Consider the following 11,856-nt stretch of genomic DNA (forward strand, 5'->3'; position numbering starts at 1 on the left):
CTCAGAGGCCCCTCGCGAAACTGGTGTGACTGGGTGCCAATTTCCTTTCTGAGCTGGGTGTTTGCTGGTCTCGGCGGACTCCCTGAATGTCAGTGCCGGGCAGTAGACTGGAAGTAGTGTTCGAGGGAGTGGCCGGGACGTCCGGCCGGCTCCCTGACCGCGACAGGAGGATGCCCGTGCCCGCTGCCGCAACGAAACCCAGGTCGAAGCCGACCCAGTCCACCGCCAGGAGGCGGGTGCTCATGGATCTGCCGTACGCGCCGGTGGAGAAGCGCCCGCTCCCTCCGGGACGGCCGCGCGAGTGGTACGTCACGCACAACCGCCGTCTGAAGGCGATGCGCCTCGCGATCGCGCTGCTCGACTCCGGGGTGTACGTGCCGAACCAGGCCCACAACGAGACGATCCGGAGCACGGCGGAGCAGATCGGGGTGCATCCGCCGTCGGACACCACGTGCCACATGGTGCGAGCGCTGATGCGGTACAGCCGTTGAGCCGTTGACGCAGGGGAGCGGTTGAGCCGGGTGCCCTGTGCGGTGGGGCGCCCGGCGAGGCTCGTCCGTCGGCGGCTCGCCGTCACCCGGAGTGCCGTACCCGACATGCGGACGGCCCCCGTCCATGCCTTCACTGAGGCAGGGACGGTGTGGAGAGCCGTCGCGGACAGGCGGGAGAGGCGATGGCACGACACGGACGCACCCCTACGACGTCAGCTCTGACGGTGCCCGTGCCGCACCACGCCCCGCGCTCCGGCCTCCGGCCCCCGGGCCGGCCCGCCACCCGCACCGGACCGTTCCCCAGAGGCCCCTACGGCCCGCGCCCGGGCCGGGGCCCCACGGACCCCCGGCCCGCGAGCCGGGTGCGCGCACATCGATCCCGTACGCGCTGATCCGTACGGCCACCCCTGGCGAGGACGCACCGCGTCGAAAAGGGGATGCACGGCGAGTGACCGTGTCCCTACGCTGGACACGCGTTCCGGAGCCGCCCACCACCGCTTTCCGAAGGACCGGTACCAGCCGGTGGACTCAGGGCTACTCTCTACGCACCTACGACGGCCGCCCACCCCCAGCGACCCGTCGGACAGCGTTGGCACAACCACTCACCCACGCACGGAGGCCCGTCATGGGCACCATCGTCATCGTCGGAACCGTAGTCCTCGTCGTCCTGGGGTTCACCAACCACGCCTGGTGGCTCGCCGCCGCCGTCCTGCTCTTCCTGTACGCGCAGTACGGACGGCGCTCGTCCTCGGCGTCATCGGGCACGGGGGCCGCCCCGGGGGCGGCGGCCACCTACCAGCAGTACCGCGAGCGCCGTGACCAGCAGGCCAAGTGGGAGCGCCGCTACCGCCGCGAGCGCCCCTTCGAGACCCGCCGTCAGGAGCGCGAGAAGAACAAGTGAGCCCCCGGGGCGCCGCCGGTCACAGACCGGGGGCGCCCCACACGGGGAACCAGCGGCTCAGGTCCTGCTCGATCCTGAGGTCGTTCGCGAGCGCCGCCTTCACCTGCAACTCCAGCGCGCTGTCCCGGCTCTGGGCGGAGCCGGGCAGCGGGGCGAAGGGGTAGAAGGTGCCGCGTTTGTAGAGGTAGACAAGGGCCAGCTTCCGGCCGGCCCGGCCGCCCTCGTGTCCGGCGTCCCCCTGGTTCCCGGAGACGTACTCGAATCCGGCCAGGGAGCACAGCAGCTGCGGTCCGAAGCCGTTGACCTCCATCGAGCTGTTCACCGCGTGCAGATCGTTGACCAGCTGGGGCAGTTGGTCGGGGGTCCGCCGGGAGACCAGCCAGGAGTAGCCGTATTCGTCCTGCCGGAGTTCCACGGGCGGACCGGTGCGGTCGGCGTCCGCGTCCAGGAGGGCCTGGACCTCCCGGTGGGTCTGCTCGAAGGCCCCGCCCTCCACCGTGGCGAAGCACACCGCGCCGCCCCCGGTCGGCGTGAACCCGGCCGCCGCCTGGAGCGTCACGGCCGCCGACGGCAGCGCGAACAGCTGGTCGAGGTCGGGTGCGACGGGTTTGGTACGGCCCAGCAGGATGTCCAGCAGCCCCAAGGTTCAGCCCGCCTTCCCCGGCGCGGTGGCCTCACCCAGCTCGGCGGAGATCCGCCCCAGCTGGTCCAGCCGCTGCTGAAGGGTCGGGTGGGTGGAGAAGAACCGCTCGATGCCGGGCTCCTTGCCGGTCGCCGGGGTGAAGTAGAAGGCGTTGAAGGCCTGGGCCGTGCGCAGGTCCTCGGACGGGATCCGGGCGATGTCCCCGGTGACCTTGGTCAGTGCGGAGGCCAGCGCCGAGGGACGCCCGGTCAGATGTGCCGCCGCCCGGTCGGCCGCCAGCTCCCGGTACCGGGACAGCGCCCGGATCAGCAGGAAGCTGATCGCGTACACGGCTGCCGAGACGCCCAGCACTGCGGCGAACACCGCCGCGGTGTTCTGGTCCCGGCGGCCACCGCCGAAGATCTGGGAGTAGAAGGCGAACCGCACGATCAGTCCCGCGATCACGCCGAGGAAGGACGCGACCGTGATCACGGCGACGTCCTTGTGCGCCACATGCGACAGCTCGTGCGCGAGCACACCCTCCAGCTCGGCGGGGTCCAGCCGCCGTAGCAGGCCCGTGGTCACACAGACCACGGCATGGTCGGGATTGCGCCCGGTCGCGAACGCGTTCGGCATGTCCATATCGGACACGGCCACCACCGGCTTCGGCATGTCCGCGATCGCGCACAGCCGGTCGACCACCGCGTGCAGCTCGGGATACTGCTCGCGCTCCACGACCCGCCCGTGCATGGCGAACAGCGCGATCCGGTCGGAGAACCAGAACTGCGCCACGAACATCGCGCCCACCAGGACGACGACCAGTACCCAGGACCTCAGCAACGTGATCAACGCCGCGATGAAGCCCACGTACAGCAGTCCCAGCAGGAACAGCGTGACCGTCATCCGCACGGTCAGGCGCCGATCGCTCCGGAAGCGGCTCTGCATCTGCATCACCCCGCAGTTCAGGCACTCGTCCCGCTGTCCAGTGTGCACCTGCGGATTCCCATGAAGTGGTTCCGAACGGCCCTAGGAGCAGCAAAAGGTCCCTGTGAGTCGCGGTACGTCGCTGTGCGTCAGCCCCCGCGGGCACCCTCCCTCACCCGTGGCACGCGGCGGGGCCGCCAGCCGCTGCGGGCGGCGGCCCCGGAGTGCGGGCGGGCAGCGCCGATCACACGTCGAGGAAATGACGACCTGCCCGGGTCACCTCGGCGGACCGCCGGCACCATTGCTCCGACCAGCAGGGACGTCGTCCCCAACCTAGACTCAAGGGAACGGAGCTCACCGCGAGACCGCCCTGTCGGCGATTCGGCCACCGGTTCGTGCGCAGGGTAGGGGATGCGCATGTCAGGTCCACGAAAGAGACGCGCACGTGCGGGGCTGGTGCCCCTTACCGCTGTCGCCGGTGGGCTGCTCGCCCTGCTGATCGGGTTCGCCTTCATGGTGCTGCTCTGGACGATCACCGGGCTCGGCCAGTCGGCGGCGGCCGACCGCCACACACATACGGCGCTCGCCCAGGCGAGGACCGTCGAGCGACTCGTCGTCGATCTGGAGACAGGCCAGCGCGGCTTCGTCATCACCGGGGAGAAGCAGTTCCTCGAGCCATGGCAGACCGCCCGGGCCACGTTCTCCGGCCAGGCACAGCAACTCGTGCGCCTCAGCACCACCCCCGGCCAGAAGACACTGGCCCAGCACATCAGGCAGGCCGGCGAGTCCCTCATCCACGACTACTCGGTTCCGCTGGTCGCGGCTGCGAGCCGAGGGGATCCCCGGGCCCGCGGCGTGGGGGCGACGCTGGAAGGGAAGCGGCGCGTCGACGCGCTCAGGAAGCAGTTCGACCGGTACGACTCGACCCAGGAAGCCCTGATCGCGGCGCGTGAAAGCGCGGCCAATGACGACGTCCGGGAAGCGGTCGTGGCAGCGTCGATCGGCCTTGCCGGCTCAATGCTCCTCATCGCGACCTTCGCCGGGTACATGGTCCGGGCCGTTGTCTGGCCGGTCCGCAAGGCGGCCGGCGTGGCGTCCCAGCTCGCCGGCGGCGACCTCGCCGTGCGGATGCCCGAAACCGGCAGGGGCGAGATCGGGCAGCTCGGGACGGCGTTCAACACCATGGCCTGCTCACTTCAGGAGAGCCGTGGGCAGGCACGTCGCGCTCACGAGCGCCTCGGACTGTTGTACGAAGCCAGCATTGTCATCGGCACCACTCTCGACGCGAAGCAGACCGCACAGGAACTGGTGCGCGTGCTGGTCCCACGTTTCGCCGACTTCGTCACCGTGGATCTGGCCTTGCCCGTCCTGCTCGTCGACGAGCCGCTCGCCGACCAGGGCGCGGGGGCTCGCCGCGTCGCACTGGGCGGGGTCCGCGATGCCCCTCCGCTCGATCCTGTGGGCTCACAGATCGCTCTGGCGACCGCGAGCGCGACCTTTGTGCCGGACCTTCGTACCTCGTCCGTATGGCAGGCCGAGCACGGCCACCAGGCCCGCAAACTGCTGGACTACGGCATGCACTCGCTGATCACCGCCCCGCTGTACTCACGGCGCACACTTGTGGGTGCGATCGGCCTCTGGCGAGCGGAGAACCCCAGCCCGTTCGCGGAGGACGAGCTGTCCGATGCCGGGGAAATCGCGGCCAGGGCCGCCGTGGCGATCGACAACGCCCTTCGCTACGCCCGCGAGCACGAAACAGCTCTGACGCTGCAGCGAAGCATGCTGCCCCGCAGCTTCAACCCCCCGGGCGGTATCGAGATCGCCCACCGCTACCTGCCCGCCTCCGACGCCAGTGAGGTGGGCGGCGACTGGTACGACGTGGCCGCCATGACCCTCGACAAGGCCGCCCTGGCCATCGGCGACGTCATGGGGCACGGCATCCCCGCCGCCGCCGTCATGGGCCAGATGCGCAGCACACTCCGCGCCCTCGTCCGGCTGGACCTGCCCCCCGACCAGCTGCTGCACAACCTTGACCAGGCAATGCAGGACCTCGACGGCCCGATCCTGGCCACATGCGTGTACGGCGTCTGTGACGCCGCGGCCAACCGCTGCCGGCTCGCCCGGGCCGGACACCCCCCACCTGCCCTGATCACCCCCGACGGCACTGCCCGCCTCGTCGAACTGCCCGCCGGCGCGCCGCTCGGCATCGGTGGCATCTCCTACACGACCACGGAGATCCCCGTCGCTCCCGGGACTGTGATCGTCCTCTACACCGACGGGCTCGTGGAAGCCCGAGAGCAGGACCTCGATGAGCGCCTGGAGGAGCTCATCCACCTCCTCGCCGGTACCCATCCGTCCCTCGACGAACTGGCCGACACCCTCATCGACCGCCTTGCCCCAACCCCCGCTCAGGACGACATCGCCCTCCTCATCGCCCGCGTCGGCACCTTCATCCCCCGGTGAACGCCCGATGAGGCGACGGGCGCCGGCCGACGATACGGACGGCGCCCGTGCCAGGCCAAGGCCTTGAGGTCCGGCCTCATCCTCATCAGGACGATCGCAGAACCTCTGCCACTCAGGGATCCCTGTTCGGCGTGGTGCCAGGCGTCAGCTGTCCTCTTGGAGTGCTGGATCACTGATGGCGCGGCCTGCCGCGCCTGTCGCCCGTGCCGCCTGGCTGCCGGCCTGACGGCACGGCCTCACTTCAGGTGCCGGCCGAAGAACCGGTCCCCGTCCTCCACCTCGAACCACGGGGTGCCGGTGTGCCCGCCCAGATTGGCGTGCAGCGTCTTCTCCTTGGTGCCGAAGGCGTCGAACAGGTCCAGGGCCCGCTGGCGGGGGTTGCCTTCGTCGTCCCACTGCAGCAGGAACAGCAGCGGAATGGTGACCTGCCGGGCCTCCTCACGTTGGGCGCGGGGGACGTAACCCCCGGCGAAGAAGCCGGCGGCCGCGATGCGCGGTTCGACCACCGCCAGCCGAACGCCGACGGCGGTCCACCCCGAGTACCCGACCGGGCCGCCGATCTCGGGCAGCGCAAGGAGGGCGTCCAGGGTGGTCCGCCATTCAGGGACCGCCTTTGCGACCAGCGGGCCGATGAAGGACTCGAAGATCTCGTCGACCGGCTCGCCGGCCTGCATCGCCCGGCGGAGGTCGGCGCGGGCCTTCTCGTCGGCGGCGGAACGGGGCCGGTCACCGCACCCGGCGGCGTCGATGGTGGCCACCGCGTAGCCGTGCGCCGCGGAGTGCCGGGCCCGGGCCACCAGCCGGGCTTCCCCCTTGGGCAGGCCGTTGTTGTGGGCCATCAGGATCAGCGGGGCCGGTGCGGCGGATTCAGGCGTCCACAGGGTGCCGGGGATCTCGCCAAGGGTGAATTCGCGTTCGAGGACGCCGTCGTCGAGGCGCTGTTCGGAAGTGAATCGCATGGTCGTGCCTTTCGGGAGTGCTCGTGAACGGCGCTCCCGGACGACCTATCGCCCGACCGTGACCCCGGAGGGGAGCACCCATGTCGATACTGCGTTCACGGGTACCACCTCCTCGTTCTCTCGCACGGCCTCCGGAAAGGTAGCAGTGGTCGCCGTGTCCGCCAACGGGTTATTACGGAGACTCCCCGGCCCGCCGCGAAGGCGGTCACGCTCAGCCGGCAAGATCCAGCGGCTTCACACCGAAGAAGACGCTGCGCAGCTGCACGCACCTGTTGCCGAACAGCCGGCTTCGAGCCCCCAAAGCCGTCGACCAGGTGTGCCAAGAGCGACAGGACGACGCAGCCTGACCGGCCCCGGAAGCCGGATCCGAAAAGCCGAAGGCCGGCTCTCCCACGCGGGGAGAGCCGGCCGACGGCCCACAGACGGCCCAGGGGAGCGGTCACCCGCTCCGACCTGGGGCCCACATCACACGTCGAAGTACAGCTCGAACTCGTGCGGGTGCGGACGCAGCTGGAGCGGGGCGATCTCGTTCGTGCGCTTGAAGTCGATCCACGTCTCGATCAGGTCCGGCGTGAACACGTCGCCCTGGAGGAGGAACTCGTGGTCGGCCTCCAGCGAGTCGAGGACGGCCGGGAGCGAGGTCGGGACCTGGGCCACGTTGGCGTGCTCCTCGGGAGCCAGCTCGTAGAGGTCCTTGTCGATCGGCTCGGCCGGCTCGATCTTGTTCTTGATGCCGTCCAGGCCCGCGAGGAGCAGGGCCGAGAAGGCCAGGTACGGGTTGCCGGAGGAGTCCGGGGCACGGAACTCGACGCGCTTGGCCTTCGGGTTCGAGCCGGTGATCGGGATACGCATCGCGGCGGAGCGGTTCCGCTGCGAGTACACCAGGTTGATCGGCGCCTCGAAGCCCGGCACCAGACGGTGGTACGAGTTCACCGTCGGGTTGGTGAAGGCCAGCAGCGACGGGGCGTGCTTGAGGATGCCGCCGATGTAGTAGCGGGCGGTGTCCGACAGGCCCGCGTAACCGGCCTCGTCGTAGAACAGCGGGTCGCCGTTGCTCCACAGGGACTGGTGGACGTGCATGCCCGAGCCGTTGTCGCCGAAGATCGGCTTCGGCATGAAGGTCGCGGTCTTGCCGTTGCGCCAGGCGACGTTCTTCACGATGTACTTGAAGAGCTGGAGGTCGTCGGCTGCGGCGAGCAGCGTGTTGAACTTGTAGTTGATCTCGGCCTGGCCGGCGGTGCCGACCTCGTGGTGCTGGCGCTCGACCTTCAGGCCGTTCTTCTCCAGCTCCAGGGAGATCTCGGCGCGCAGGTCGGCGAAGTGGTCGACCGGCGGGACCGGGAAGTAGCCGCCCTTGTAGCGGACCTTGTAGCCGCGGTTGTCCTCCAGCGCACCGGTGTTCCAGGCGCCCGCCTCGGAGTCGATGTGGTAGAAGGACTCGTTCGCGCTGGTCGCGAAGCGGACGGAGTCGAAGACGTAGAACTCGGCCTCGGGACCGAAGTACGCGGTGTCCGCGATACCGGTGGAGGCGAGGTAGGCCTCGGCCTTCTTCGCCACGTTGCGCGGGTCACGGGAGTACTGCTCACCCGTGATCGGGTCGTGGATGAAGAAGTTGATGTTGAGCGTCTTGTCACGGCGGAAGGGGTCGACCCGGGCGGTCGACAGGTCCGCGCGCAGCGCCATGTCGGACTCGTGAATGGCCTGGAAGCCGCGGATCGACGATCCGTCGAAGGCCAGCTCCTCGTCCGGGTCGAACGCCTCGACGGGCACCGTGAAGTGCTGCATGACGCCCGGCAGGTCGCAGAAGCGGACGTCGATGAACTTGACGTCCTCGTCCGCGATGAACTTCTTGACCTCGTCGGCGTTCTGGAACATCCAGCTCCTCCTACTCCCGACCGTCCGTGCCGGGGTGGTAGTTCGTTCGTGCGGCCAGTGCGGTGGCACACGCTGCAGCCGACCATAGGGACGGGGGATTTCTCGGGCGTGACCCATTTGTTTCTCCCAGGTTAACCAGCCGGAGGCCCGACCGACCCACCCTTCTGTGTCCGAAATGGGGGGCAGTACCGTGGACGGGTGGACAACAGGCAAGCAATCGGATCGTGGCTCTCCGGTCCCCGCGCGGCCATGGAGGACGCCGGGGCGGACTTCGGATACCGGGGAGAGCAGCTCGGTCTGCCCGAGCAGGGGCCGGGCTCGATCGCCCGCCCGGGCCGGCGTATCGGCGCCCTGGCCGTCGACTGGGGCCTGTGCGTCCTGATCGCATACGGTCTGATCACCGACGGCTACACCCGTGCCACGCCGAACTGGGCGCTGCTCGTCTTCTTCGTGATGAGCGTCCTGACGGTGGGCACGGTCGGCGTCACTCCCGGCAAGCGGCTCTTCGGCATCCGGGTGGCGTCGGTGGACACCGGCCGGGTGGCCCCGCTGCGCGCCCTGACCCGCACGATCCTGCTGTGCCTGGCGATCCCGGCCCTGATCTGGGACCGCGACGGCCGAGGCCTCCACGACCGCGTCGCCAAAACGGTGGAAACCAGAATCTGACCCTCGCTTCCCCCCGAGCCAAGGGAAACCACCGTTCCATCCGCCCCACGGCGAACGACTCCCGGACCCGCGGCCGGGCGGGCGGCCCTCCAGGGGCGCGGGGTACTGCGCGAATTCCCCTGCGGGCCCCGGACCTGAGGGCGCGCGGGTGGGGGGTTCTCAGGGGCGCGGGATACTGCGCGAATTCCCCTGCGGGCCCCGGACCTGAGGGCGCGCGGGTGGGAGGGTTCTCAGGGGCCCGGGGTACTGCGTGAAATCCCCTGCGGGCCCCGGACCTGAGGGCGCGCGGGCGGGGGGTTCTCAGGGGCGCGGGATACTGCGCGAATTCCCCTGCGGGCCCCGGACCTGAGGGCGCGCGGGTGGGAGGGTTCTCAGGGGCGCGGGATACTGCGCGAATTCCCCCCGCGGGCCCGGACCTGAGAAGGCGCGGGCGGGCGGCCTTCCAGGGGCGCGGGAACTGCGCGAATTCCCCCCACGGGCCCGCACCTGCGAGGGCGCGGGCAGAACCACCCTCAGGGGTGCGGGGAGCTGTGCAAAACTCCCCACCACCCGCACACCCCCAGAAACCGCAGCACACCCCCGGAAACCGCACCACCCCACCCCCAAAAAAACAGGACCCTCGAAGAACCGCACAGGTTCTCCAAGGGCCCCGAAACCGGCCAAGCCCAGCGGCAGCGTCACCGCTGGCGACCACCACCCCGCGGCATCCGCATCCCCTTCGGCAGCGGCCCCTTCGGCAGCGGCATGTTGCTCATCAGGTCACCCAGCGCCCGCAGTCGGTCGTTGGTCGCGGTCACCTGGGGACCGGTCAGCACCCGCGGGAACTTCAGCATCGTCGTACGGAGCTTCTTCAGCTCGACCTGACCCTCACCCTTGCCGACGAGCACGTCGTGCACCGGGACGTCCGCCACGATGCGGGCCATCTTCTTCTTCTCGGCGGCCAGCAGGCTCTTGACCCGGTTCGGGTTGCCCTCGGCGACCAGCACGATGCCGGCCTTGCCGACCGCGCGGTGCACCACGTCCTGGCTGCGGTTCATCGCGACCGCCGGCGTCGTCGTCCAGCCACGGCCGATGTTGTCCAGGACCGCCGCGGCGGCGCCCGGCTGGCCCTCCATCTGGCCGAAGGCGGCACGCTCGGCCCGGCGACCGAAGATGATCGTCATCGCGAGGAAGGCGAGCAGCAGGCCGGGGATGCCCAGATAAAGGGGGTGACCGATCAAGAAGCCGACCGCGAGGAAGACACCGAAGGTGACGATTCCGATAGCCGCGAGCACAAGACCGATCTTGGGGTCGGCCTTGCGGGTCATCTTGTAGGTCAGGGCGATCTGCTTCAGTCGCCCCGCGTTCGCAGCGTCCGCTGCAGGTTCCTTCCTCGCCATGGCACGAAGTCTACGTGGCCCGGGAAGTGCCCACGACGGCAGTGCCGGGTCGGGCACGAGGAGCGGGGGAGTGAAGGGGGGAGCGGTGGGGACGCTCCCGGCGGGGAGAGCGGAAGGGCGTCGCTACGAGCGGGACGCCACGGACTCGAACACGCGCTGCGCCTCGACACGGGCCTTGGCGCGTCGGCGGTCCTCGAGGACGGAGGTCCAGGCGTTCTGGCGGGCGGTGCGCTGGCCGCCGCTCATGAGAAGCGATTCGATGGCACGGAGTGCATCGGTGAATGACGGGATCGCGGTGGCGCGTACGGGCGCGGCCTGCATGGTGGAGGTCCCCCCTCGGGTCGGCGGCTCGGGCAGGAGTTGTACGTGGCGTGAGTCCAGCGTCACTGTTTGGTGTTACCAGGGCGTGACTCACTGGTCAAACGCCAATGAAACCTTGATACAGACGCCCAAAAGCCTGACGCGGCCCTGACGGCCCCCCAAGCTGCGGGGACGGTCGGGACCGCGTCAATCGGCCATTACCGGGAGGTAGTCACTTGTGTGCGGATTCACACGCGGGAAGTGGCACGGGGTGCCACAAGCCTAGGCGAACCAGGGTCAGACGGCCTGCGAGGCGACGTAGGCGCCACGCTTCTCGACGGCCATCTGGTAGAGCCGGCCGGCGCGGTACGAGGAACGGACCAGCGGTCCGGACATCACGCCGGAGAACCCGATCTCCTCGGCCTCCTCCTTCAGCTCCACGAACTCCTGCGGCTTGACCCAGCGCTCCACGGGGTGGTGGCGGACGCTCGGACGCAGGTACTGCGTGATGGTGATCAGCTCGCAGCCGGCGTCGTGCAGCTGGTGCAGCGCCTCGCTGATCTCCTCGCGCGTCTCGCCCATGCCGAGGATCAGGTTCGACTTGGTCACCAGGCCGTAGTCGCGGGCCGCGGTGATGACCTTCAGGGAGCGCTCGTAGCGGAAGCCGGGGCGGATGCGCTTGAAGATCCGCGGGACCGTCTCGACGTTGTGCGCGAAGACCTCGGGGCGGGCGGAGAAGACCTCGGCGAGCTGCTCGGGAACCGCGTTGAAGTCGGGGGCGAGGAGCTCCACCTTCGTACGGCCGCTGTCGCGGTCCGCCGTCTGCCGATGGATCTGCCGGACCGTCTCGGCGTACAGCCAGGCGCCGCCGTCCTCGAGGTCGTCGCGGGCGACACCGGTGATGGTGGCGTAGTTGAGATCCATGGTGACGACGGACTCGCCCACGCGGCGGGGCTCGTCACGGTCCAGCGCCTCGGGCTTGCCGGTGTCGATCTGGCAGAAGTCGCACCGCCGGGTGCACTGGTCGCCGCCGATGAGGAAGGTGGCCTCGCGGTCCTCCCAGCACTCGTAGATGTTGGGACAGCCGGCTTCCTGGCAGACCGTGTGCAGGCCCTCGCTCTTCACGAGGTTCTGCATCTTCGTGTACTCGGGACCCATTTTCGCCCGGGTCTTGATCCACTCGGGCTTGCGCTCGATGGGGGTCTGGCTGTTGCGGACCTCCAGGCGCAGCATCTTGCGTCCGTCGGGTGCGACTGCGGACACGTCGGCTCCCTGC

11 protein-coding genes are annotated in these 11,856 nt (G+C 69.6%); 4 read left to right on the forward strand and 7 right to left on the reverse strand.

Translation table 11 applies throughout. The features are described 5' to 3' along the window. The first annotated feature begins 176 nt into the window (after nt 1–176). Both ACFY2Z_RS00790 and ACFY2Z_RS00795 read left to right on the forward strand, forming a co-directional pair. Nucleotides 177–491: a hypothetical protein gene (locus ACFY2Z_RS00790; RefSeq protein WP_311690648.1), complete on the forward strand. Its 315-nt coding sequence runs from the start codon at nt 177–179 to the stop codon at nt 489–491. 625 nt (nt 492–1,116) lie between these two features. After that, nucleotides 1,117–1,392, forward strand: coding sequence for a hypothetical protein (locus ACFY2Z_RS00795; protein WP_390742023.1), 276 nt, complete (start codon nt 1,117–1,119; stop codon nt 1,390–1,392). A gap of 19 nt (nt 1,393–1,411) precedes the next feature. Here ACFY2Z_RS00795 and ACFY2Z_RS00800 read toward each other — a convergent pair whose 3' ends face one another. Both ACFY2Z_RS00800 and htpX read right to left on the reverse strand, forming a co-directional pair. Beyond that, nucleotides 1,412–2,035, reverse strand: coding sequence for a hypothetical protein (locus ACFY2Z_RS00800; RefSeq protein ID WP_390742024.1), 624 nt, complete (start codon nt 2,033–2,035; stop codon nt 1,412–1,414). Between the two features lie 3 nt (nt 2,036–2,038). Further along, nucleotides 2,039–2,959 (reverse strand): zinc metalloprotease HtpX, encoded by a 921-nt coding sequence (gene htpX, locus ACFY2Z_RS00805; RefSeq protein WP_390742412.1) that lies wholly within the window; start codon nt 2,957–2,959, stop codon nt 2,039–2,041. A gap of 435 nt (nt 2,960–3,394) precedes the next feature. On the opposite strand from htpX, the gene ACFY2Z_RS00810 reads away from it, so the two are divergent. Continuing rightward, nucleotides 3,395–5,401, forward strand: a complete 2,007-nt coding sequence (locus tag ACFY2Z_RS00810; protein ID WP_390742025.1) for a SpoIIE family protein phosphatase — start codon at nt 3,395–3,397, stop codon at nt 5,399–5,401. A 236-nt stretch (nt 5,402–5,637) separates the two neighbouring features. Here ACFY2Z_RS00810 and ACFY2Z_RS00815 read toward each other — a convergent pair whose 3' ends face one another. Together ACFY2Z_RS00815 and glnA are read right to left on the reverse strand one after the other, a co-directional pair. Continuing rightward, a complete protein-coding gene (locus ACFY2Z_RS00815; protein ID WP_390742026.1) occupies nt 5,638–6,360 on the reverse strand; it encodes a dienelactone hydrolase family protein in 723 nt (240 codons plus the stop codon). A 465-nt stretch (nt 6,361–6,825) separates the two neighbouring features. Continuing rightward, the gene (gene glnA / locus ACFY2Z_RS00820; protein WP_390742027.1) at nt 6,826–8,235 is read right to left on the reverse strand and encodes a type I glutamate--ammonia ligase; all 1,410 of its coding nucleotides are present in this window, start codon (nt 8,233–8,235) and stop codon (nt 6,826–6,828) included. 198 nt (nt 8,236–8,433) lie between these two features. On the opposite strand from glnA, the gene ACFY2Z_RS00825 reads away from it, so the two are divergent. After that, nucleotides 8,434–8,901, forward strand: coding sequence for an RDD family protein (locus ACFY2Z_RS00825; RefSeq protein WP_390742028.1), 468 nt, complete (start codon nt 8,434–8,436; stop codon nt 8,899–8,901). 677 nt (nt 8,902–9,578) lie between these two features. On the opposite strand, the gene ACFY2Z_RS00830 is transcribed toward ACFY2Z_RS00825, so the two are convergent. The 3 genes from ACFY2Z_RS00830 to lipA form a co-directional block, all read right to left on the reverse strand. Then, complete coding sequence (locus tag ACFY2Z_RS00830; RefSeq protein ID WP_311690663.1) at nt 9,579–10,280, reverse strand: DUF4191 domain-containing protein; 702 nt, start codon at nt 10,278–10,280, stop codon at nt 9,579–9,581. Between the two features lie 123 nt (nt 10,281–10,403). After that, a complete protein-coding gene (locus ACFY2Z_RS00835) occupies nt 10,404–10,601 on the reverse strand; it encodes a hypothetical protein (RefSeq protein WP_390742413.1) in 198 nt (65 codons plus the stop codon). A gap of 276 nt (nt 10,602–10,877) precedes the next feature. Next, entirely contained in the window at nt 10,878–11,843 is a 966-nt protein-coding gene (lipA, locus tag ACFY2Z_RS00840; RefSeq protein ID WP_390742029.1) for a lipoyl synthase, read from the reverse strand. Between the last annotated feature and the right edge of the window lie 13 nt (nt 11,844–11,856).

Origin of the sequence: Streptomyces sp. NPDC001222, assembly GCF_042896945.1 — a bacterium.
GTDB lineage: Bacteria > Actinomycetota > Actinomycetes > Streptomycetales > Streptomycetaceae > Streptomyces > Streptomyces gibsoniae.